The sequence below is a fragment of the Kocuria sp. KKT182 genome, from assembly GCF_055635395.1.
In genome coordinates, this window is the sequence record NZ_CM145757.1 from 3,723,318 (window position 1) to 3,746,185 (window position 22,868).

General features: G+C 73.0%; 21 protein-coding genes. 17 read left to right on the top strand and 4 right to left on the bottom strand.

Going from position 1 to position 22,868, the window contains the following annotated elements; all coding sequences use genetic code 11:
* Position 1: 1 nt before the first annotated feature.
* The 6 genes from ACZ2G1_RS17240 (at position 2) to ACZ2G1_RS17265 (ending at position 5,286) form a co-directional block, all read left to right on the top strand.
* On the top strand, positions 2-889 hold the full coding sequence (locus ACZ2G1_RS17240) for a bifunctional methylenetetrahydrofolate dehydrogenase/methenyltetrahydrofolate cyclohydrolase (RefSeq protein ID WP_031282328.1): 888 nt from the start codon (positions 2-4) through the stop codon (positions 887-889).
* Positions 890-1,014: 125 nt separating this feature from the next.
* Positions 1,015-1,542, top strand: coding sequence for a hypothetical protein (locus tag ACZ2G1_RS17245; RefSeq protein ID WP_031282329.1), 528 nt, complete (start codon positions 1,015-1,017; stop codon positions 1,540-1,542).
* Positions 1,543-1,617: 75 nt separating this feature from the next.
* Positions 1,618-2,454, top strand: coding sequence for an exodeoxyribonuclease III (locus ACZ2G1_RS17250; RefSeq protein ID WP_017832177.1), 837 nt, complete (start codon positions 1,618-1,620; stop codon positions 2,452-2,454).
* Between the two features lie 57 nt (positions 2,455-2,511).
* Positions 2,512-3,576: a tryptophan--tRNA ligase gene (gene trpS, locus ACZ2G1_RS17255; RefSeq protein ID WP_470377198.1), complete on the top strand. Its 1,065-nt coding sequence runs from the start codon at positions 2,512-2,514 to the stop codon at positions 3,574-3,576.
* A gap of 28 nt (positions 3,577-3,604) precedes the next feature.
* A complete protein-coding gene (locus tag ACZ2G1_RS17260; protein WP_017832179.1) occupies positions 3,605-4,168 on the top strand; it encodes a 2'-5' RNA ligase family protein in 564 nt (187 codons plus the stop codon).
* Between the two features lie 11 nt (positions 4,169-4,179).
* Entirely contained in the window at positions 4,180-5,286 is a 1,107-nt protein-coding gene (locus ACZ2G1_RS17265) for a YihY/virulence factor BrkB family protein (protein ID WP_470377199.1), read from the top strand.
* 75 nt (positions 5,287-5,361) lie between these two features.
* Here ACZ2G1_RS17265 and ACZ2G1_RS17270 read toward each other — a convergent pair whose 3' ends face one another.
* The 4 genes from ACZ2G1_RS17270 to sdhC all read right to left on the bottom strand — a co-directional run bounded on the left by ACZ2G1_RS17270 (position 5,362) and on the right by sdhC (position 9,067).
* Complete coding sequence (locus tag ACZ2G1_RS17270) at positions 5,362-6,333, bottom strand: succinate dehydrogenase iron-sulfur subunit (protein ID WP_017832181.1); 972 nt, start codon at positions 6,331-6,333, stop codon at positions 5,362-5,364.
* Positions 6,333-8,084: a succinate dehydrogenase flavoprotein subunit gene (sdhA, locus tag ACZ2G1_RS17275; protein ID WP_017832182.1), complete on the bottom strand. Its 1,752-nt coding sequence runs from the start codon at positions 8,082-8,084 to the stop codon at positions 6,333-6,335. Before sdhA ends, ACZ2G1_RS17270 begins: the two co-directional genes overlap by 1 nt.
* A 108-nt stretch (positions 8,085-8,192) precedes the next feature.
* The gene (locus ACZ2G1_RS17280) at positions 8,193-8,681 is read right to left on the bottom strand and encodes a succinate dehydrogenase hydrophobic membrane anchor subunit (protein WP_017832183.1); all 489 of its coding nucleotides are present in this window, start codon (positions 8,679-8,681) and stop codon (positions 8,193-8,195) included.
* Positions 8,682-8,686: 5 nt separating this feature from the next.
* A complete protein-coding gene (sdhC, locus tag ACZ2G1_RS17285) occupies positions 8,687-9,067 on the bottom strand; it encodes a succinate dehydrogenase, cytochrome b556 subunit (protein WP_017832184.1) in 381 nt (126 codons plus the stop codon).
* A gap of 224 nt (positions 9,068-9,291) precedes the next feature.
* On the opposite strand from sdhC, the gene ACZ2G1_RS17290 reads away from it, so the two are divergent.
* The 11 genes from ACZ2G1_RS17290 (at position 9,292) to ACZ2G1_RS17340 (ending at position 22,781) form a co-directional block, all read left to right on the top strand.
* Complete coding sequence (locus ACZ2G1_RS17290; protein WP_017832185.1) at positions 9,292-10,419, top strand: mannose-1-phosphate guanylyltransferase; 1,128 nt, start codon at positions 9,292-9,294, stop codon at positions 10,417-10,419.
* Positions 10,420-10,458: 39 nt separating this feature from the next.
* A complete protein-coding gene (locus ACZ2G1_RS17295) occupies positions 10,459-11,706 on the top strand; it encodes an amidohydrolase (RefSeq protein WP_017832186.1) in 1,248 nt (415 codons plus the stop codon).
* A 107-nt stretch (positions 11,707-11,813) separates the two neighbouring features.
* Complete coding sequence (locus ACZ2G1_RS17300) at positions 11,814-12,923, top strand: BMP family lipoprotein (protein ID WP_470377200.1); 1,110 nt, start codon at positions 11,814-11,816, stop codon at positions 12,921-12,923.
* Positions 12,924-13,041: 118 nt separating this feature from the next.
* A complete protein-coding gene (locus ACZ2G1_RS17305) occupies positions 13,042-14,688 on the top strand; it encodes an ABC transporter ATP-binding protein (RefSeq protein WP_095650476.1) in 1,647 nt (548 codons plus the stop codon).
* The gene (locus tag ACZ2G1_RS17310; RefSeq protein ID WP_336650239.1) at positions 14,685-15,953 is read left to right on the top strand and encodes an ABC transporter permease; all 1,269 of its coding nucleotides are present in this window, start codon (positions 14,685-14,687) and stop codon (positions 15,951-15,953) included. The genes ACZ2G1_RS17305 and ACZ2G1_RS17310 overlap by 4 nt, the downstream gene beginning before the upstream one ends.
* Positions 15,950-17,338, top strand: coding sequence for an ABC transporter permease (locus tag ACZ2G1_RS17315; protein WP_336650238.1), 1,389 nt, complete (start codon positions 15,950-15,952; stop codon positions 17,336-17,338). The genes ACZ2G1_RS17310 and ACZ2G1_RS17315 overlap by 4 nt, the downstream gene beginning before the upstream one ends.
* A gap of 7 nt (positions 17,339-17,345) precedes the next feature.
* Positions 17,346-17,774: a cytidine deaminase gene (locus tag ACZ2G1_RS17320; protein WP_109222556.1), complete on the top strand. Its 429-nt coding sequence runs from the start codon at positions 17,346-17,348 to the stop codon at positions 17,772-17,774.
* Positions 17,775-17,792: 18 nt separating this feature from the next.
* Complete coding sequence (locus ACZ2G1_RS17325) at positions 17,793-19,100, top strand: thymidine phosphorylase (RefSeq protein WP_017832192.1); 1,308 nt, start codon at positions 17,793-17,795, stop codon at positions 19,098-19,100.
* Positions 19,101-19,183: 83 nt separating this feature from the next.
* On the top strand, positions 19,184-20,893 hold the full coding sequence (locus tag ACZ2G1_RS17330) for a hypothetical protein (protein WP_470377201.1): 1,710 nt from the start codon (positions 19,184-19,186) through the stop codon (positions 20,891-20,893).
* Between the two features lie 32 nt (positions 20,894-20,925).
* Complete coding sequence (locus ACZ2G1_RS17335; RefSeq protein ID WP_017832193.1) at positions 20,926-22,050, top strand: adenosine deaminase; 1,125 nt, start codon at positions 20,926-20,928, stop codon at positions 22,048-22,050.
* Positions 22,047-22,781: a nucleoside triphosphate pyrophosphohydrolase gene (locus tag ACZ2G1_RS17340; RefSeq protein WP_017832194.1), complete on the top strand. Its 735-nt coding sequence runs from the start codon at positions 22,047-22,049 to the stop codon at positions 22,779-22,781. The genes ACZ2G1_RS17335 and ACZ2G1_RS17340 overlap by 4 nt, the downstream gene beginning before the upstream one ends.
* Positions 22,782-22,868: the final 87 nt, after the last annotated feature.

A 22,868-nucleotide genomic window follows, 5' to 3' on the forward strand; every position in this document is an offset into this window, starting at 1 on the left:
CGTGGGCGCACGGATCCTCGACGGACGGGCGGCCTCCGCCGCCATCAGGACCGAGCTCGCCGAGCGCGTGGCCGTGCTGGCGGAGCGGGGGGTCACCCCCGGCCTCGGCACGGTGCTCGTGGGCGACGACCCGGCCTCGCACTCCTACGTGGGCGGCAAGCACAAGGACTGCGCCGAGGTCGGCATCTCCTCGATCCGCCGCGACCTGCCCGCGGACGTCTCCCAGGAGGAGCTCGAACGCGTCCTCGACGAGCTCAACGCGGACCCCGCATGCACCGGCTACATCGTCCAGCTGCCGCTGCCCGGGCACATCGACACCAACGCCATCCTCGAGCGCATCGACCCGGACAAGGACGCCGACGGGCTGCACCCGACCAACCTCGGCCGCCTCGTGCTCAACGTCTCCGAGCCGATGACCTCCCCGCTGCCGTGCACGCCGAACGGGGTGATCGAGCTGCTGCGCCGCAACGACGTCGAGCTCGCGGGCCGGCACGTGCTCGTCGTGGGCCGCGGCGTGACCGTCGGACGGCCGATCGGGCTGCTGCTGACCCGCAAGGAGATCAACGCCACGGTCACCCTCGCCCACACCGGCACGCAGGACCTCGACGCGCTGCTGGCCCAGGCCGACGTCGTCGTGGCCGCCGCCGGGCGGCCGCACATGATCACGGCCGACAGCCTCAAGGACGGCGTGGTGCTCCTCGACGTCGGGGTCTCCCGCGTGGAGGACCCCGAGACGGGAAAGAAGAGGCTCACCGGGGACATCGACCCGGCCGCCGCGCAGAAGGCCTCCTGGATCTCCCCCAACCCCGGCGGGGTGGGGCCCATGACCCGGGCCATGCTGCTGCTCAACGTGGTGGAGACCGCGGAGCGGCACGCCGGCCTCCGCTGAGCGCCGTCCACCGCGCCGCGCCCCCGGGAGCCCTCGCTCCCGGGGCGCGGCCGTCCCCGGCGCCGGGCGGGGACGGCGCCCGCGCCGGTTCGTGGCCCGGGCCGGGATTTGAGACAATGGGGACCATGCGCTCCCTCGGATCCCCGACCCCGTCCACCGCCCCGGCCGCCGAGCCCGCCTCCCGCACCGCCCTGTGGGGCACGGTGATCGGACTGGCCGTGCTCGTGGTGATCTTCGTGGTGGCGCTGCTGCAGGCCGCGAACGCCAACTCGTGGCTGGGCTGGGCGCTCGCCGGCATCGCCCTCGGCTGGCTGCTGCTCGCCACCTGGGTGGTGCTCATGGTCCGCAAGGCCGCCCGCTTCGGCCGCCGGCAGGTCGACGAGGCCCGGGAGCAGCTGCGCACCGGCTCCGGCCGCGCCCCCACCGTCACCGGGTCCGCCGCCGCCGGCTCCATGCGGGACGAGAAGCTCTCCCACAGCTTCCAGATCGTCCTGGTCCAGTCCAAGGTGATCAAGCAGGAGCTCGCCGCGCTGCCCGTCGAGGGCCCCGAGCGCGAGGCGCTGGACCGCGCCCTCGACACCATCGACATCACGGCCGGCAACGGGATGAGCATGCTGCGCCAGGAGCCCCTCAGCGGCACCGTGGTCGACTGACCCCGACCGCCCCGCGGCACGAACCCCCGCAGCACGACCCCCGCTCACCACCACCCGGAAGCCAGGTGCCCCCGCATGTCCCGCCCCGAGAACGTCCTGCGCGTCGCCACCGTCAACGTCAACGGCATCCGCGCCGCCTACAAGCGCGGCATGGCCGACTGGCTGGCGGGCCGTGACGTCGACATCCTGTGCCTGCAGGAGGTCCGGGCCCCCGACCGGATCGTCCGGGACCTGCTCGACGAGCAGGTGTGGGACGTCCACCACGCCGAGGCCGCCGACAAGGGCCGGGCGGGCGTGGCCGTGGCCACCCGCCGGGACGCCCGGGACGGGTCCCTGCTGCCCGTGCGGCGGCGCGACTCCATCGGCCACGAGCACTTCGAGACCGCGGGCCGGTGGGTCGAGACGGACCACGACCTGGCCGACGGCACCACGCTCACCGTGGTCTCGGCCTACGTCCACTCCGGGGAGGTCGGCACCCCCCGCCAGGACGACAAGTACCGCTTCCTCGACGTCATGAGCGAGCGGCTGCCCGAGCTCGCCCGCACGCGGGAGCACGTGCTCGTCGTCGGCGACCTCAACGTGGGGCACACCGAGCTCGACATCAAGAACTGGAAGGGCAACGTCAAGAACGCCGGCTTCCTGCCCGAGGAGCGCGCCTACTTCGACCGCTTCTTCGGCGAGCACGGGTACAAGGACGTCGCCCGGGAGCTGGCCGGACCGGTCCCCGGGCCGTACACGTGGTGGTCGTACCGCGGCAAGGCCTTCGACACCGACGCCGGGTGGCGCATCGACTACCACATGGCCACCCCGGGGCTCGCGGCCCGGGCGGTGACCGCCGCCGTGGACCGCGCCCCCAGCTACGACACGCGCTTCTCCGACCACGCGCCCGTGGTGGTCGACTACCAGCTCTGACCCGTTCGCCCGCTCCGCGCCCCCGCCGGCGCCCGCCCGATCGAAGGACCCCGCACCGTGACCCCTGAGCCCGTACCGTTCGACGTCCCCACCGCCTCCGGCAGACCCCGTGTCGTCTCGGGGGTGCAGCCCTCGGCGGACTCCCTGCACCTGGGCAACTACGTGGGGGCCGTGCGCAACTGGGTGGACCTGCAGGACGACAACGAGTGCGTGTTCTTCGTGGCCGACCTGCACGCCATCACCGCCGAGCAGGACCCGGCCGCCCTGGCCCAGCGGACCCGTGTCACGGCGGCCCAGTACATCGCCGCGGGCATCGACCCCGAGCGCTCCACCCTGCTGGTGCAGTCCCACGTGCCCGAGCACGCCCAGCTGGCCTGGGCGCTCAACTGCATCACGGGCTTCGGCGAGGCGTCCCGGATGACGCAGTTCAAGGACAAGTCCGCCCGGCAGGGCGCCGAGAACGCCACGGTCGGCCTGTTCGCCTACCCGGTGCTCATGGCCGCCGACATCCTGATCTACCAGGCGCACCAGGTCCCGGTGGGGGAGGACCAGCGCCAGCACCTCGAGCTGACCCGCAACCTCGCCCAGCGCTTCAACACCCGCTTCGGGGACACGTTCGTGGTGCCGGACGCGAAGATCCTCGCCGAGTCCGCCAAGGTCTACGACCTGCAGAACCCCACCGCCAAGATGTCCAAGTCCGCCGCGTCCGAGAGCGGGCTGATCCGGCTGCTCGACCCGGCCAAGAAGAACGCGAAGAAGATCAAGTCCGCGGTCACCGACGACGGCACGGAGATCCGCTTCGACCGCGAGGCCAAGCCGGGCATCGCCAACCTGCTGACCGTGTACTCGGCGCTCACCGGCCGGCCCGTGGCCGACCTCGTGGCGGAGTACGAGGGGAAGCTGTACGGCCACCTCAAGGTGGGGCTGGCCGAGGTGGTCACCGAGACCCTGGACCCGATCCAGTCCCGCGCCCAGGAGCTGCTGGACGACCCCGCGGAGCTGGACCGCCTCCTCGCCCGGGGCGCCGAGAAGGGCCGCGAGATCACCGTCCGGACCCTGGCGGGGGTCTACGACCGGATGGGCTTCCTGCCGCGCCTGGGCGGGTCCGGGGGGCTGGGCTAGGCTGGGTCCCGTTCTGTGAGGAGTTGAGTTGACCCGAACGCAGCAGTCCCCCACCATCCGCCCCGGCCAGGTGTACGCGGGCGTGGTGATCGAGCTGCCCGAGCCCGTGGGCCGGGAGCTCCAGGACTGGCGCGCGTCCTTCGGGGACCCCGCCTCCTACGCCGTGCCGGCGCACATCACGCTGATGATCGCCCCGCAGGCGGAGCGCTGGGCGGACGTCGTGCAGCGGGTCGGGGCCGTGGCCCGCGAGTGGGAGCCGTTCCGGGTGGAGATCAACGGCACCGGCACGTTCCGCCCCGTGAGCCCGGTGGTGTACCTGCGCATCCAGGAGGGCGAGGAGCAGTGCCGCGCGCTGCACGACGCCCTGCACGAGGAGCAGCTCGTCTCGGCGTCCCCCTTCGAGTTCCACCCCCACGTCACGATCGCCCAGGCCGTGGAGGAGGAGGACCTCGACCGCGCCCAGGAGATGCTGCGGACCTACCGCGCCGGGTTCCTCGTGGACCGGATCGGTCTCTACGAGCTCGACGGCCGGGGCGTCTGGCGGATCCGCGAGGAGTTCCCCTTCACGGGGCGCGACCGCGACCGGCGCTGAGCCGCCCGGCCATGAGCACCCGCGCCGGCCCCCGCACCGGCCCCGCCCCCGAGCTGCCGCCGCGCGCGATCGACCGCCACGGCATGCGGCGCGAGGCCCTGCGCCAGCGGGCGCTGCTGCGCGAGAAGCGGGCCGCCGGCGCCGGCGCCCTCGGGCTGGCCGGCTCGGTGCTCGCCGTGGCGCTCGCCGAGACCTACCGGCGGATGCCGGTCCGCGTGGTCCTGCACTACCTCTTCCACGGCGGGCCCCTCATGGCGGCGGGCCTGTCCTTCGTGCTGATCTTCGCGTCCACCGCCCTGCTGGTGATGGGCTTCTCCGTGATCGGCGTGTTCCTCGGCAACGACCCCCTGGTGCGCGACGCCGTGGTGGAGGCCGTGACCGAGCGCGTCCCCGGCCTGCTGGACACCGGGGACGGGGGAGTGGTCCCCCTCGAGCTGCTCGAGGACACCCGGCCCTTCACCCTGGCCACGGTGATCGGCGCCGCGGTCCTGTTCTTCTCCGGCTGGCGCTGGGTCTCCGGGGTGCGGCTCGCGTTCCGCCGGCTCTTCGAGGTGCCCCCCGCGCAGGGCCTGCCCATCGCGGCCGTGCCGCGGGACCTGCTGGGGCTGCTGCTGCTGGGCGTGCTGCTCGCCCTCTCGGTCGTGGCCAACGGCGCGGCCTCGGGCCTCCTGGGCTTCCTGCTGGACACCGCCGGCGAGCTCGGCTGGGGCAGCGGCCCCGACTGGCTGCGCACCGGGCTGACCTGGGCGCTGAGCACCCTGCTCGTCGTCGTGCTGGACGCCCTGTTCGCCCTCGAGCTCGTGCGGGGCGTGGCCGGGCTGCGGATCACCCGCCGCGCCCTGACCGTCACCGTGCTCGCCGCGGCGGCCGGCAGCTTCGCGCTGCGCTACATCGGGGGCACGGTGGTCGCCGGGGCCACCACCAACCCGTACCTGCTCTCGGTCGCCCTCGTGGTGGGCGTGCTCCTGTGGTTCTACCTGTTCAACCAGATCCTGCTGTTCTCGGCCGCGATCGGGGCGATCGTGCACGCGGACCAGCGCGGCGGGCGGGTGCACCCCGACGGGGAGAACGTGGCGATCACCGTGGTGCCCATGGCCCCCCTGACCGGGCGCCGCTGAGCCGCCGCCGCGCACGGACGACGGCGGCCCGCCCCCTGCCGTGCAGGGGACGGGCCGCGGCGGCCTGGGGCACGCTCACATGGAGCGGCTCAGGATGGCGTTCTTGACCTCGGCGATGGCCTTCGTGACCTGGATGCCGCGCGGGCACGCCTCGGTGCAGTTGAAGGTCGTGCGGCAGCGCCACACGCCCTCCTTGTCGTTGAGGATCTCCAGGCGCAGGTCCCCCGCGTCGTCGCGGGAGTCGAAGATGAACCGGTGCGCGTTGACGATCGCCGCCGGACCGAAGTACTGGCCGTCGGTCCAGAACACGGGGCAGGACGACGTGCACGCGGCGCACAGGATGCACTTGGTGGTGTCGTCGAAGCGCGCCCGGTCCTCCTGGGACTGGTAGCGCTCCATGGTCGGCTCGTTGCCGCCGGCCACGAGGAACGGCATGATCTCGCGGTAGGACTGGAAGAACGGCTCCATGTCCACGATCAGGTCCTTCTCGCACGGCAGGCCCTTGATGGGCTCCACCGTGACGGGCTTGGACAGGTCGAGGTCCTTGAGCAGCACCTTGCAGGCGAGGCGGTTCTGGCCGTTGATGCGCATGGCGTCCGAGCCGCACACGCCGTGCGCGCAGGAGCGGCGGAAGGACAGCGAGCCGTCGATCTCCCACTTCACCTTGTGCAGGGCGTCCAGCACGCGGTCGGTGCCGTACATGGTCAGCTTGTACTCGTCCCAGCGGACCTCGTCGGAGACCTCCGGGTTGTAGCGGCGGATCTGCAGGGTGAGGTCGAAGGTCGGGATCTCGTCGCTGCCCTGCTGCTCCTCGGGCAGGTCCACGCGCGCGGCGGGCTCCCCGCCCTCGGCGTTCTCGGCGGCGGGGTCCACGGCCGGGGCCGCGGCCTCGTCGCGCTCGTCGACCGACCCGGCGTCCGCGTCGGTCTTGTAGCCGGCACGGTCGTCCTGGGCGTGGCCCGGGGCGTGGCCGTGCTCGGGGGCGCGGTCCTGGGGGTCGTCGTCGCGGCCGTCCTCGGGCCGGTCGGGAGTGTGTGCGGTAGACATCAGTACTTACGCTCCATGGGCTCGTAGCGGGTGAAGATGACGGGCTTCGTCTCCTGCCGGATCCCCGCGGTGGGGGAGGAGGGGTCGAGGTAGACCATCGAGTGCTTCATGAAGTTGGCGTCGTCGCGCTCCGGGAAGTCCTCCCGGAAGTGCCCGCCGCGGGACTCGGTGCGGTGCAGGGCGGCCACGGTCATGACCTTCGCGAGCTGCAGGAGGAAGCCGAGCTCCACGGCCTCCAGCAGGTCCAGGTTGAAGCGCTTGCCCTTGTCCTGGATGGAGATGTTCGCGTACCGGGCCTCGAGGGCGGCGATGTCGTCCAGCGCCGTCTGCAGGGTGTCGGCGGTGCGGAACACCTGGACGTTGAGGTCCATGGTGTCCTGCAGGTCCTTGCGGATCGCGGCGACCTTCTCGGTGCCGGTGCCGTTGCGGGCGTTGTCGAGCAGCGCCACGGTGCTGTCCAGGGCGGTGTCCGGCACGGGCACGAACTCGGCCCGCTGCGCGTACTCGGCGGCGTAGATGCCGGCGCGCTTGCCGAACACGTTGATGTCCAGCAGCGAGTTGGTGCCCAGGCGGTTGGAGCCGTGCACGGACACGCAGGCGACCTCGCCGGCGGCGTACAGGCCCGGGACCACGTTCTCGTTGTCCTGGAGCACCTCGGCCTTGATGTTGGTCGGGATGCCGCCCATGGCGTAGTGGCAGGTCGGGAACACCGGGACGGGCTCGGTGTAGGGCTCCACGCCCAGGTACGTGCGGGCGAACTCCGTGATGTCGGGCAGCTTCGCGTCGATGTGCGCCGGCTCCAGGTGGGTGAGGTCGAGCAGGACGTAGTCCTTGTTCGGCCCGGCGCCGCGGCCCTCGCGCACCTCGTTGGCCATGGAGCGGGCCACGATGTCGCGGGGGGCGAGGTCCTTGATGGTCGGGGCGTAGCGCTCCATGAACCGCTCGCCGTCGGCGTTGCGCAGGATCCCGCCCTCGCCGCGGGCGGCCTCGGAGACGAGGATGCCCAGCCCGGCCAGGCCGGTGGGGTGGAACTGGATGAACTCCATGTCCTCGAGGGGCAGGCCGTTGCGGAACGCGATGGCCATGCCGTCGCCGGTGAGCGTGTGGGCGTTGGAGGTCGTCTTGTAGACCTTGCCCGCCCCGCCGGAGGCGAAGACCACGGACTTGGCCTGGAAGACGTGCAGCTCCCCGGAAGCGAGGTCGTAGGAGACGACGCCGGCGACGCGGCGCTGGCCGTCGACCTCGGTCATGATCAGGTCCAGGACGTAGTACTCGTTGAAGAACTCCACGTTGTGCTTGATGCAGTTCTGGTACAGCGTCTGGAGGATCATGTGGCCGGTGCGGTCCGCGGCGTAGCAGGCGCGGCGCACGGGGGCCTTGCCGTGGTCGCGGGTGTGGCCGCCGAAGCGTCGCTGGTCGATCTTGCCCTCGGGGGTGCGGTTGAACGGCAGGCCCATCTTCTCGAGGTCGAGGACGGCGTCGATGGCCTCCTTGGCCATCACCTCGGCGGCGTCCTGGTCGACCAGGTAGTCACCGCCCTTGATGGTGTCGAACGTGTGCCACTCCCAGTTGTCCTCCTCGACGTTGGCGAGGGCCGCGCACATGCCGCCCTGCGCCGCGCCGGTGTGGGACCGCGTGGGGTACAGCTTGGTCAGTACGGCAGTGCGGGAGCGCTGACCGGCCTCGATGGCGGCGCGCATACCGGCACCACCGGCGCCGATGATGACCACGTCGTACTTGTGAACCTGCATACCGGTTGTTCTTTCTGTTGGGTGTTCCGTCGGATGTGCTGGGGCCCGGTCGCCTGTGACCGGACGGCGGAGACGGCCCGCCGCGGGGCGGGCCGTCTCCGGCAGGGATCAGCCCGCGGTGCAGAAGCTCGCTAGCAGCGCGGGGTCCGCGCCGGCCGGGCAGGGCTCGAAGGTGAAGATGACGAGGGTGCCGAGCAGGATCACGAAGGCGGACGTGGTGAAGAGGAAGACCTTCAGCCAGAACCGGGTCCGGTCCTTCTCCGCGTAGTCGTCGATGATCACGCGCAGCCCGTTCGTGCCGTGCAGCATCGCCAGCCACAGCAGGAGCATGTCGAAGACCTGCCAGAACGGGCTGGCCCACTTGCCGGCCACGAACGCGAAGTCGACGGCGTTCACGCCGCCCTCCGGGCCCACGAGGTTGACCCAGAGGTGGACGAAGACGAGCACCAGCAGGATCACGCCGGACAGGCGCATGAACAACCACGCGAACATCTCGAAGTTGTTGCGGCGGGACGAGGAGCGGTTGTACTTGATGCCGTTGACCTCGAGGTCCTTGCTCCGGGGGACCGAGATGCTTGCCTTGAGCGGAGTGCTCATAGTGATTAACCCCCGAAGACGTGGGACAGGTGACGGATGAGGAAGGGGATCATGACGACGACCCACAGGGCCAGGACGCCCCAGAGCATCTGCTTCTGGTACTTGGTGCCGCTGGACCAGAAGTCGACCATGATGATGCGCAGGCCGTTGAAGGCGTGGTAGACGATGGCCGCCACGAGGCCGGCCTCGCCCAGGCCCATGACCGGGTTCTTGTAGGTCGCCATGACCGCGTTGTAGGCCTCGGGGGAGACCCGCACGAGCGCCGTGTCCAGGACGTGGACCAAGAGAAAGAAGAAGATGGCCACGCCGGTGATGCGATGGGCCACCCAGGACCACTGGCCATGAGCCTGGCCGCGGTACAGGGTGCCCTTGGATGTCTTCGCCACTGAAAAACCTCCCTGAGTCGCTCGCCGTCGTGCGCTCTAGAAATGTTCGGGAATTCGCACTGCGCACGACGTGAGCGGAGCCCTCCGGCTCTGTGTCGGATGATGCGCGAGTTCCCTCCCACGATACCAGCACGACCGGTGTTTACTGACAGGCTGTCCCGCACGGGCGCACGGGTTCCGCCGCGCGCGCACGTCGTTTTCCGCGGGCTCCCGGGCGACGTCGTATGGTGTTCTCCGTGACCTCCCCACTCGCGCACTTCCACCCCTTCATCCCTGCCGGAGGGGTGGGCTCCCGGCTGTGGCCCCTCTCCCGGGCCGACGCCCCCAAGTTCCTGCTCGACCTCACCGGCTCCGGCTCCTCCCTGCTCCGCGCCACGTACGACCGGCTCGCGGGCCTGGGCGACGGCCCGGTCATGGTCGTGACCGGGCGCACGCACGCGGCCGCGGTCTGCCGCCAGCTCCCGGAGCTCTCCACCGGCGACCTCGTGCTCGAGCCGTCCCCGAAGGACTCGGCGGCGGCCATCGGCCTGGCCTGCATGCTCGTCCAGCGCCGCGACCCCGAGGCGATCATCGGGTCCTTCGCGGCCGACCACGTGATCGAGCCCGCCGGCGCCTTCCAGGACGTGGTCCGGGAGGCCGTGGCCGCGGCGGCCTCGGGGCGGATCGTGACGATCGGGATCCCGCCGAGCTCCCCGGCCACCGGCTTCGGCTACATCCGGGCCGGCGCCCAGCTCGGGCTGCCGGACGCGCCCCACGCCCTGCAGGTCGAGGAGTTCGTCGAGAAGCCCGACGAGGACACCGCCCGGCACTACGTGGCGAGCGGCAACTACACGTGGAACGCCGGGATGTTCGTGGCGCCCGCGTCCCTGATGCTGCGCCACCTCGCCGCGAGCCAGCCGGAGCTGCACGCGGGGCTCACCGAGATCGCCGACGCCTGGGGCACGCCCGCCCAGGACGAGGTGGTGGACCGGGTGTGGCCCGGGCTGCCCAAGATCGCGATCGACTACGCCGTGGCCGAGCCCGCGGCGGCCGCCGGGGACGTGGCCATGGTCCCGGCGAGCTTCACCTGGGACGACGTCGGGGACTTCGCCGCGATCCGGCGGCTCAACCACGTCGACCCCGAGACCGACCCCGACGTCACGGTCCTCGGCGACAACAGCCGGGTGCTCTCCGACAGCTCCAGCGGCATCGTCGTCTCGGACACGGGCCGGCTGATCGCGCTGATCGGGGTCGAGGACATCGTCGTCGTCGACACCCACGACGCGCTGCTGGTGACCACCCGGGAGCACGCCCAGCGCGTCAAGGACGCGGTGGCCTCCCTCAAGCAGAGCGGCAACACGGACGTCCTGTGAGCGTCGGGGGCGGCGCGCGCCCGGGAGTAGTCTGGACAGATGCCTGACGCGCCATCCTCCGCCGCGGCCCTGGAGGCCGGCCTCCCGCCCGCCATCGGCCCCCTGCTCAAGCGCTACCTGCCCGACCTGATCGCCTTCCGGCGGGACCTGCACCGCCACCCGGAGCTGTCCTACCAGGAGTTCCGCACCACGGACCGGATCGTGGGCGCCCTGGAGAACATGGGCCTGTCCCCGGTGCGGCTCTCGGACACCGGGTGCTACGTGGACATCGGGCACGGCCCGATCGGCGTGGGCCTGCGGGCGGACATCGACGCGCTGCCGATCCAGGAGGGCACGGGCCTCGAGTACTCCTCCGTCAACGACGGCGTGGCGCACTCCTGCGGGCACGACATCCACGCCACGGTGATGGTGGGCGTGGCGAAGGTGCTCGCGGACCTGCACCGGACCGCACACATCGCCGGGACCGTGCGGATCGTCTTCCAGCCCGCCGAGGAGCAGCTGCCCGGCGGCGCCCTCACCGTGCTGCGCCAGGGCGTCCTCGAGGGCGTGCCCCGGATGTTCGCCCTGCACTGCGAGCCCAAGGTCGACGTCGGCCAGGTCGGCACCCGGATCGGCGCGATCACGTCCGCCTCCGACACCGTGCGCATCGAGTTCACCGGCCGCGGCGGGCACACCTCCCGCCCCCACCTCACGCAGGACCTCGTCTACGCGATGGCCCAGATCGCCGTCAACGTCCCGGCCGTGCTCTCCCGGCGGATCGACGTGCGCTCCGGCGTGGCCGTGGTGTGGGGCCAGATGCACGCCGGCGTGGCGCCCAACGCCATCCCCGCCACCGGGTTCATGTCCGGGACGATGCGCTGCCTCGACGCCGACGCCTGGCACCGGGCGGGCACGCTGCTCGACGAGGTCGTGCACCAGGTGGCCGCGCCCTACGGGGTGGACGTGGAGCTGGAGCACATCCGCGGCGTCCCTCCCGTGGTCAACGGGGAGGTGGAGACCACCCTCATCGAGAACGCCGCCCGCGCCGAGCTCGGCGAGGACGCGGTGGTGCTGGTGCACCAGTCGATGGGCGGGGAGGACTTCGCGTGGTTCCTCCAGGAGGTGCCCGGGGCGATGATGCGGCTGGGCACGCGCACGCGGGGCGGGCACACCTACGACCTGCACCAGTCGGACTACGTGGCGGACGAGGCCGCGATCGGCTGCGGCATCCAGGTCATGACCAACACGGCCCTGCGCGCCATCCGGCTGCACTCCCGGCAGACACGGCCGGACGTCACCACGAATTAACGCGGGCCTCCGGCGCCCCGCCACTACCCGTGGGTAGAGTGGCACCACGTCGCGCTTGCCGCGTGACCGGGATCACCGCCCGGCCGCGCCCGTCTCCTGGAGGAACCATGACCTTCCCGCCCCGGACGTCCCGAGGAACCCGCCCGCTCTCCGCCGCCGCGCTGCTCGGCGCCTCCGCCCTCGTGCTCGCCGGCTGCGGCGCGGCCCCCGAGGAGGGCGGCGAGGCGCAGGAGCAGGCCACCGACTTCACCGGCTGCATCGTCTCCGACTCCGGCGGGTTCCAGGACCGCTCCTTCAACCAGAACTCCTACGAGGGCCTGCAGGCCGTCGAGGAGTCCATGGGCATCGAGGTCAACCAGGCCGAGTCCCAGGCCGAGACCGACTTCGAGCCCAACCTGACGTCCATGGTGCAGTCCGGGTGCGACCTCACGCTGTCCGTGGGCTTCCTCCTCGCCGACGCCACCCGGGCCGTGGCCGAGGCCAACCCCGAGTCCAACTTCGCGATCGTCGACGACGCCTCGATCGAGCTCGACAACGTCAAGCCGCTCGTCTACAACACGGCCGAGGCCGCGTTCCTCGCCGGCTACGTGGCGGCGGGCAGCACCCAGAGCGGGACCGTGGCGACCTACGGCGGCATGGACATCCCCACCGTGACGGTGTTCATGGACGGCTTCGCCGACGGCATCGACAACTACAACGAGACCAAGGGCGAGGACGTCCAGCTCCTGGGCTGGGACAAGGACTCCCAGGACGGCACCTTCGTCAACAGCTTCACCGACACCTCCGCGGCGAAGACCACCACGCAGAACTTCATCAACGAGGGCGCGGACATCGTGCTGCCCGTGGCCGGGCAGGCCGCCCTCGGCACCCTCGACGCCGTGGTCGAGGCCAACGGCGGGGGCGGCGACGAGGTCCGCTTCGTGTGGGTCGACGCCGACGGCTACGAGACCCTCGACCAGGGCCAGGAGTACCAGCTCACCTCGGTGCTCAAGCAGATGAGCACCTCCGTGCAGGACGTCGTCGAGTCGGCCGCCGAGGGCGAGTTCAGCAACGAGCCCTACGTCGGCACCCTCGAGAACGACGGCGTGGGCATCGCCCCGTTCCACGACCAGGAGGAGGCCGTGGGCGAGGAGCTCGCCGCCGAGGTCGAGCAGCTGCGCCAGGACATCATCGACGGCACGGTCACCGTCGAGTCCGAGAACTCGCCGCAGGCCTGATCCCGGACGACACCGACCACCGCACCCACCGCCGCCAGCGAGGGCCCCGGCCGCAGCTGGCGGCGGTGGCGTGCCCGCCCCGGGCCGGCGGACGGCCCAGGAGGAGGACCACCCCACCATGAAGCTGGAACTGCAGTCCATCACCAAGCGGTTCGGCTCCTTCGCGGCCAACGAGGACGTCGACCTCGTCGTGGAGCCCGGGCAGATCCACTGCCTCCTCGGCGAGAACGGGGCGGGCAAGTCCACCCTGATGAACGTCCTCTACGGCCTGTACCGGCCGAGCGGGGGGCGCATCCTGGTGGACGGCGCCGAGGTGTCCTTCCGGGGCCCCGGGGACGCCATGGCCGCCGGGATCGGCATGGTGCATCAGCACTTCATGCTGGTGCCGGTGTTCACCGTCGCGGAGAACGTGGCCCTCGGCGCGGAGAGTACCCGCGGCGGCACCCTCGACCTCGAGACCACCCGCCGCCGGATCCGGGAGATCTCCCAGCGCTACGGCTTCCACGTGGACCCGGACGCCGTGGTCGAGGACCTGCCCGTGGGCGTGCAGCAGCGCGTCGAGATCATCAAGGCCCTCGTGCGGGAGGCGCAGGTGCTCATCCTCGACGAGCCCACCGCGGTGCTCACGCCCCGGGAGACCGACGAGCTGCTCGAGATCATGCGCCAGCTGCGCGGGTCCGGGAAGTCGATCCTGTTCATCTCCCACAAGCTGCGGGAGGTCAAGGCGATCTCCGACGTCATCACGGTGATCCGCCGGGGCCGGGTGGTGGGCCAGACGTCCCCGGAGGCCTCGACCTCCGAGCTCGCGGCCCTCATGGTGGGCCGGGACGTGTCCCTGACCGTCGCCAAGGGCGAGGCCGAGCCGGGGGAGCGGGCCCTGGAGGTCTCCGGGCTCACCGTGGTCGCGGACAACGGCGTGAAGCTGCTCGACGACGTCGGGTTCGACGTGGCCCGCGGGGAGATCCTCGCGGTGGCCGGCGTGCAGGGCAACGGCCAGACGGAGCTGGCCGAGGCGATCCTCGGCCTGCGGGAGCGGGCCACCGGCTCGATCCGGCTGGGCGGCACGGAGCTGCTCGGGAAGTCCGTGCGCCAGGTCCTCGACGCCGGCGTGGGCTTCGTCCCGGAGGACCGCTCCACGGACGGGCTCGTGGGCCCGTTCACCGTCGCCGAGAACCTCGTGCTGGACCTCTACGGCGACGACCGCTTCTCCCGCGGCCCGTCCCTGCGGCTGGGCGAGGTCCAGGCCAACGCCCGCCGCGCCGTCGAGCAGTTCGACGTCCGCACCCCCTCCGTGGACGCCCCCGTGCAGACCCTCTCCGGCGGCAACCAGCAGAAGGTCGTCATCGCCCGGGAGCTCTCCCGGCCCCTCGAGCTCTTCCTCGCCTCCCAGCCCACCCGCGGGGTGGACGTGGGGTCCATCGAGTTCATCCACGAGCAGATCGTCGCCGAGCGGGACAAGGGCGTGGCCGTGCTCATCGTCTCGACCGAGCTCGACGAGGTGTACGCGCTCGCGGACCGGATCGCCGTGTTCTTCCACGGCCGGATCATGGGGATCGTGGGCCCCGACACCCCGCGCGACGTCCTGGGCCAGATGATGGCAGGGGCCACCGCCGAGGAGCTCGGCGCGGCCGGCGTCCGGCCCGACGGCGCGCGGCGGACCGGGGCGCAGCCGGCCGTCCCCCCGCAGACCGGCGCCCCACCGACCGATGCCCCGCAGGCCGGCGCCCCGCAGGCCACGGCGCAGCACCCGAAGGAGCAGGCATGAGTGCCACCGGAGCGGCCCCCGCGGCCGCCGACCAGCAGAAGGCGCCGCCGCCCACGGCCGTCGCCCCCGGGAGCTCCCGGCGGGACTGGACCGGCTCCGCGGTGCAGTCCGTGCTCGCGATCGTCGCCGCCCTGCTCCTGGGCGGGCTCCTCATCGCCCTGACCGACGACCGGGTGGCCGACGCCGCGAGCTACCTCTTCGCCCGCCCCGGGGACACGCTCGCGGCCATGTGGGCCGCCGCGTCCTCCGCCTACGAGGCGATGTTCTACGGCGCCGTCTACAACCCGAACGGCAGCACGTTCGCGCAGCGGGTCTACCCGCTCGCGGAGACCCTCACCGTGGCCACGCCGCTGATCCTGGCTGGGCTCGGGGTGGCCGTGGCCTTCCAGGCCGGGCTGTTCAACATCGGCGCCCAGGGGCAGCTGCTGATCGGCGCGGCGCTGGCCGCCTGGGTCGGCTTCTCCTGGCAGCTGCCGGTGGGCGTGCACCTGCTCGCCGTGATCCTCGCCGGGGCCCTCGGCGGCGCGCTGTGGGGGGCGGTCGTGGGCGTGCTCAAGGCCCGCACCGGCGCCCACGAGGTGATCCTGACGATCATGCTCAACTACATCGCGCTCAACCTCGTCGCCTGGCTGCTCACCCGCCCGGCGTTCCTGCGCCCGGGCTCCTCGAACCCCGTCAGCCCCCAGGTCGCGGACACCGCGATGTTCCCCAAGCTGCTGGGCGAGCAGTTCCGGCTGCACTGGGGGTTCGTGCTCGCGGTCCTCGCCACGGTGTTCGTCGCCTGGCTGCTCAGGCGCTCCACGATCGGCTTCGAGCTGCGGGCCGTGGGCGCCAACCCGCGCGCGGCCCGGACCGCCGGCATCTCGGTCACGCGCGGCTTCGTCGTCGTCATGGTCCTCGCGGGCGCCCTCGCGGGACTCGCGGGCGTGGCCCAGATCTCCGGCACCGAGCGCGCGCTGACCGCGGGCGTCGCCGCGTCCTTCGGCTTCGACGCGATCACGGTGGCCCTGCTGGGCCGGTCGAAGCCGTGGGGCACGTTCTTCGCGGGCCTGCTCTACGGCGGGTTCCGCGCCGGCGGCGTCACCATGCAGTCGATGACCGGCACGAACATCGACATCGTCCTGGTCGTGCAGTCCCTGATCGTCCTGTTCATCGCCCTGCCGCCGCTGGTGCGGACCGGGCAGGACCGGGTCCGCTCCCGCCGCGGCGGGAGCGCCACCACCACGGCCGCCACCGCCACCGCCACCGAGGGAGGCCGGGCATGAGCTCGCAGCATCCGGAACCGCGCCCCGAGCAGGCGCCCTGGGACTCCGGCGGCCCGGCCGGCGGTCAGGCCGGCGGCACGGCCGCGACGACCCTGCCCCCGCCGGCCGAGGCGGAGCTGTCCACGACCGCGGCCAACGAGGTCGTGGGCGTCACCAGCTGGCGCACCCCGGTGGTCCTCGGCCTCCTGAGCCTCGTGGCCCTGCTGCTGTTCGGGCTCAACGCCCCGGACAACACGGTGAGCTTCCGCGTCTCGGAGGCCGGCGACCTCTTCCGCGTGCCGGACCTCGTGGTGCACGGCGTGCTGTGGGGCTGGCTCACCGTGGCCGTGCTCGCCGGGCTGACGGTCCTCGCGGTCCTGCGCGCCCGGGCCGGGGCGCACCTGCCCCGGTGGGCGGTGCTCGTGTTCGGCTTCTTCTTCGTCAGCGGCTTCCTCGTGTGGGTCGTGGGCAGCGCGCGCAGCCCGGACGTGTCCCTGTCCGGGCTGCTGGCCGGGTCCGTGGCCCTGGCCATCCCGCTGATCTTCGGCTCCCTGGGCGGCCTGCTGTGCGAGCGCTCCGGCGTGATCAACATCGCGATCGAGGGCCAGCTGCTGTTCGGCGCGTTCTCCGCGGCAGTGGCCGGCTCCCTCTCCGGCAGCGCCTGGGTGGGGCTGCTCGCCGCCGTGCTGGGGGCCGGGCTCGTCTCGCTCGTCCTGGCGGTCTTCTCGATCACCTACCGGGTCAACCAGGTGATCGTGGGCGTGGTGCTCAACGTGCTCGTGTCCGGGCTGACCGGCTTCCTCTTCGCCACGGTGCTGGAGTCGGACCCGGGCGTGTTCAACTCCCCGCCGCGGCTGCCGCGCTTCGCCGTGCCCGTGCTCTCGGAGATCCCCCTGATCGGGCCGATCGTCTTCGACCAGTCCGTGATCGGCTACCTGATGTACGCCGCGGTGGCGCTCGTGTGGTTCGCGCTCTACCGGACGCGCTGGGGGCTGCGCACCCGGTCCGTGGGGGAGCACCCCAAGGCCGCGGACACCCTGGGCGTGAAGGTCAACGCCCTGCGCTTCCGCAACGTGCTGCTCGGCGGGATGGTCGCCGGTCTCGGCGGCGCCTTCTACACGCTGGTCTCCGTCTCCGCGTTCACCCGGGACATGACCTCCGGCGCCGGCTACATCGCGCTGGCCGCCCTGATCTTCGGCCGCTGGAACCCGGTCGGGGCACTGCTCGCGTCCCTGCTGTTCGGCTTCGCGTCCAACCTGCAGTCGATCCTGTCCTTCCTGGGCACGCCCGTGCCCAGCCAGTTCCTGGCCATGCTCCCGTACGTCGTCACGATCCTGGCCGTGGCCGGGCTCGTGGGGGTCTCCCGCGGTCCCGCGGCCATCGGCAAGCCCTACACCAAGGAGTGAGCGTCCCGTGAACGAGCTTCTGCGCCCCGGCGGCGAGGCGACCGACGACGGGCCCCGGATCGACTGGGACCGGCTGCGGGAGGCGGCCGTGGCCGCCCGCGAGCACGCCTACGTCCCGTACTCGCGCTTCCCCGTGGGCGCGGCAGCCCTCACCGAGGACGGGCGGGTGGTCTCCGGGTGCAACGTGGAGAACGCCTCCTACGGCCTGACCCTGTGCGCCGAGTGCGCCCTGGTGTCCGCGCTGCACATGTCCGGCGGCGGGCGGCTCGTCGCGTTCGTGTGCGTGGACGGGAACGGCGACGTCCTCATGCCCTGCGGACGGTGCCGGCAGCTGCTGCACGAGCACCGCGCGCCCGGCCTGCGGCTGCTCACCGTCTCCGGGGTGCGCACCATGGCCGAGGTGCTGCCCGACGCCTTCGGCCCCGAGAACCTCTAGTCCCCGAAAGGACCCCACATGACCGAGCAGTTCGACGCCGTGGACGTCATCCGGACCAAGCGCGACGGCGGTGCCCTCTCGCCCGGGCAGATCGCGTGGGTCCTGGACGCCTATACCCGCGGTGTCGTGGCCGAGGAGCAGATGAGCGCCCTGGCCATGGCGATCTTCCTGCGGGGCATGGACCGGGACGAGATCGCGGCCTGGACGCGGGCGATGATCGCCTCGGGCGAGCGGATGGACTTCTCCGCGCTCGTGCGCTCCGGGGCGCGCTCGGCCACCGCGGACAAGCACTCGACCGGCGGGGTGGGGGACAAGATCACGCTGCCGCTGGCCCCGCTCGTGGCCGTGTACGGCGTGGCCGTCCCGCAGCTGTCCGGGCGCGGCCTCGGCCACACCGGCGGCACCCTGGACAAGCTCGAGTCCATCCCCGGCTGGCGGGCGGCCCTGTCCAACGAGGAGATGCTGGCCCAGCTGCGGGACGTGGGCGCGGTGATCTGCGCCGCGGGCTCCGGCCTGGCGCCCGCGGACAAGAAGCTCTACGCGCTGCGGGACGTCACCGGGACGGTCGAGTCGATCCCGCTCATCGCGTCCTCCATCATGTCCAAGAAGATCGCCGAGGGCACCCAGTCCCTCGTGCTCGACGTCAAGGTGGGCTCCGGGGCGTTCATGAAGGACCTGGCCTCCGCCCGCGAGCTGGCCCGCACGATGGTCGACCTCGGCACCGGCGCCGGAGTCACGACCACCGCCCTGCTCACCGACATGTCCACGCCCCTCGGCCTGGCGGTCGGCAACGCCGTGGAGGTCCAGGAGTCCGTCGAGGTGCTCGCCGGCGGCGGCCCGGCCGACGTCGTGGAGCTCACCGTGGCGCTCGCAGCGGAGATGCTCGCCGCGTCCGGGGTCCCGGACGCCGACCCGGCGGAGGCGCTGCGGGACGGCCGGGCCATGGACGTGTGGCGGGCCATGGTGGCCGCCCAGGGCGGCGACCCCGACGCCCCGCTGCCGCGGGCCCGGGAGTCCGAGACCGTGGTGGCCGAGGCCGACGGCGTGCTCGCCGAGCTCGACGCCCACCGGGTGGGGGTGGCCTCCTGGCGCCTCGGGGCGGGCCGCGCCCGGCGCGAGGACCCCGTCCAGGCCGGCGCCGGCGTGCTGCTGCACGCCAAGCCCGGGGACGCCGTCCGGGCCGGGCAGCCGCTGCTGACCCTGCTCACCGACACCCCCGAGCGCTTCGCACGGGCCCGGGAGGCCCTCGAGGGCGCCGCCGTGATCGCCCCGGAGGCGCCGGCGTCCCGGCCGGACCGCGCCGTGGTCCTGGAGACCGTGCGGTGATCGCCGGCCGCTGAAGCGCCGGGGCCGGATGCCGGGCCCGCCTATACTGCGGAGAGAACCAGCGCGAAACGAGAACCGAGGGCGTGCGCACACGCTCGGAAGGGTGGGTCCAGTTGGGTCTGCGAGGCATTTTCCGGAAGAACACCGAGGACAGCACACCGCGCCACGAGACCGGACGGCCCGAGCAGCCGGCCGGTCCGACCGCCGGCCCCGACACCGGGACCCGGGAAACGGGCCGGGACGGCGACCGGGGCACCGGTTCCCGGGGTCCGGACGGGCACGGTCACGAGGAGCACGGCCCGGAGGAGGTCCGGCCGCTGCCGGACCGCGGACCGCTGCCCTTCCTCGTGGACCGGCTGACGTCCCGGGGGGCCGACCGCGCCGTGCTCACGCTCGTCCAGCGCGGCAACACCATGACCCACCAGACCCAGCAGTCCGTGGGGGACGCCGACCCGTCCGTGGAGTCCGGCACCGTGGACCAGGACTCACCGCTCTTCGACCCCGTGGCCGACCTCTACAGCGAGGCCATGTCCTCGCCCCGCGGCGCCTGGCAGAACGCCCGCATCGAGGTGGGCCCGGAGCAGGACGGGGTCCGCCCCGTGGTGACGACCTACGGCTTCGCCGACGGCAGCGAGGACGTCCGCACCTGGCGGTCGGGGCGGCCCGTGCCGGGCGCCGCTGCCGCGGGCACGCGGTCCACTGCGGAGACGAGCTCCGCCGAGGACCGGCCCGCCGGTGAGCGCCCCACCGGGGAGCGGTCCGACGACGAGCGCCGTCCCGCCGCATCGGAGCCGACGGGCCCGGCCGCGGAGCACTCGGCCGGGGGAGTCCCCGCCGCCGCGGCGGCCGCCGCTGCCGGTGGGGCCGGGTCCTCCGCGGCCGGCGCCGCCCGTGGCCCCGTCTCCGAGCCGACCGGCGTCCCAGTCTCCGCGCGGAGCGCTGAGCCGGCCGCCGAGCCGATCACCGAGCCGACCACCGGGGCGGAGCCCGTTCCCGGGGCCGCTCCCGCCACGGAGGCCCCCGCGGCCGGCCGGGAGCAGGACGAGCACCGCACCGCCGACCGGGAGGCCACCGCCCACGACGTCCCCGACCACGGCACCGCCCAGCACGAGGTCCCCGACCACGTCGACCACGAGGAGTGGCACGAGGACGTCGAGCCGGCCGCGCCCACCGGGGCGGCGGCCGCGACGGCCGCCGCGGCCGCCGCCGGCACCGCCGCCGGGGACGACCACGACTCCTCCGCCCCGGAGACCGCGGTCTCCACCGACGTCTCCCCGTCCTACCGGGCCCCGGCGGGGGCCCAGGACCGGCCCTCCCAGGACAAGCTGGCCGAGGGCAACCTCGTGCTCAAGGAGGTCGACGTCCTGCGCCGGCTCGCGGACGCCCAGCGGCGCCTGTTCGGCGAGGACGGCACGGCGATGGACGTCTCCACCGTGCTCGTGCGGGTGCGGGCCCTGGGCACCTACTACGACGCCCTGACCCACGTGCGGAAGAACGGCTTCTGGGACCAGCGCCGCACCTTCGACCTCGTCCCCGAGGAGCTGCTGCACGTGCAGGAGCTCAAGGACGAGTCCTACGTGGAGGGCAACGGGGCCCCGCTGGCGATGATGTTCCGCTTCCGGCCGGGCATCCCCCCGGAGGTGTCCTTCGACTACGCGGACGAGGAGGCCTTCGTGCGCTACGAGGACCGGCTGCCCGCGCAGAACTACCTCGAGGAGCTGCGCATGTACCCCCGCACCGGGGCGCACATCCCGCAGCACATGAACGAGGCCCTGCAGGACTGGAACTACTGAGACCGACCGAGACAGGGGCCGTCCCGACCGTGATGCTGACCTCCGCCGAACAGCACCCGGGCCGCGTGCCGGACCGGGTCCTGCGCGACCTGCCCAAGGTGTGCCTGCACGACCACCTCGACGGCGCCCTGCGCCCGGCCACGGTGGTCGAGCTGGCCGCCGCCGCCGGGCACCGGCTGCCGGCCGAGGAGCCCGAGGCGCTGGGCCGGTGGGTGCGGGAGAGCGCCGACTCCGGCTCGCTGCTGCGCTACCTGGCGACCTTCGAGCACACGGTCGCCGTGATGCAGACCCCCGAGGCGCTCGTGCGCTGCGCCCGGGAGTACGTCGAGGACCTCGTGGCGGACGGGGTGGTCCACGCCGAGGTGCGCTGGGCCCCGGAGCAGCACACCGCCGGCGGCCTGTCGATGGCGGAGGCCGTCGAGGCCGTCCGGCTCGGGCTCTCGGAGGGAGTGCTGGCCGCGGAGGACGCGGGCCACATCGTGTCCGTCACCCAGATCCTCTGCGCCATGCGCCACGCCGAGCGCTCCCTCGAGGTCGCCCGCCTCGTGGTGGACAACCGGGACCGCGGCGTGGTGGCCTTCGACCTCGCGGGACCCGAGGACGGCTACCCGCCCGCCCGCCACCGGGCCGCCCTCGAGCTGCTCGCGGACGAGCTGGTGCCCGTCACCCTCCACGCCGGGGAGGCCGCCGGCATCGAGTCGATCCGGGACGCGCTGGCCACGGGCCGCGCCCTGCGCCTGGGCCACGGGGTGCGCATCGCGGAGGACATCGACATCGACTACCTGGAGGACGTCGCCGTCGTCGACCTCGGCCGCACGGCCGAGTGGGTCCGGGACCGGGGCATCGCCCTCGAGGTGTGCCCCACGTCCAATCTCCAGACCGGGGCCGTGGCGGCGTTCGGCGGCGGTCCCGAGCGGCACCCGGTGGACATGCTCTACCGGACCGGCTTCACGGTGACCATCTCCCCGGACAACCGGCTGATGAGCGGGACCACGGTCACGGACGAGCTGGCCCTGCTCGTGAAGCACTTCGGCTACGGGCTCGAGGACCTGGAGCGGCTGCAGCGCAACGCCGCGGCCGCCGCCTTCCTCCCGCTCGAGGACCGCACCGCCCTGGACGGGATGATCACCGACGGCTTCGAGGGGATGCACGCATGAGCCAGGGGCACGGCACCGACGACGTCGCGGCGGGGCTCGGCGTCCCGGAGCGGACCGGGCAGCGCTTCGCGGAGCTCGTGGCGGTCATGGACCGGCTGCGCTCCCCGGGCGGGTGCGCGTGGGACGGGCAGCAGACCCACGAGTCCCTCGTGCGCTACCTCGTGGAGGAGGCCTACGAGGTCGTCGAGGCCGTGGAGGCCGAGGGCGGGCCGGCGGCCCACGCCGGGCTGCTCGTCGAGGAGCTCGGGGACGTCCTGCTGCAGGTGGTCTTCCACTCCCGGGTCGCCCAGGAGCGCCCGCGCGCCGAGGGCGGCTTCGACGTGGCCGACGTGCTCGAGGCCATCACCGCCAAGCTGGTCCGCCGCCACCCCCACGTCTTCGGCGCCGGCGCCACCGGGGACGTCGCGGGGGAGCAGACCCTCGAGCAGCTGCACTCCCGCTGGGAGGACCTCAAGCGGGCCGAGAAGCCCGAGCGGACCGGGCCCTTCGACGGCATCCCGCCGCACCTGCCGGCCCTGGCCCTCGCGGAGAAGACCCTCGCGCGGGCCCGCAAGCACGACCTCGAGCCCGCGGTCCCCGCCGCGGAGGAGCCCGGCGGCCCGCGCACCGAGGAGGAGCTGGGCGAGGCGCTGTTCGCGCTCGTGCGCTCCGCCTCCGCCCGCGGGCTCGACGCCGAGCGGGCCCTGCGCGGGGCCGCCCGCGCGTACGCCGCCGCCCGGAACGGGGACTGATCCCGTCACGGGCCGCCCCCGCGGCCGGCCACCGGCGCCGAGTCGCTAGGCTGGAGCCGCCGGGGGCGCCCGGCCCCGCCGGTGCGG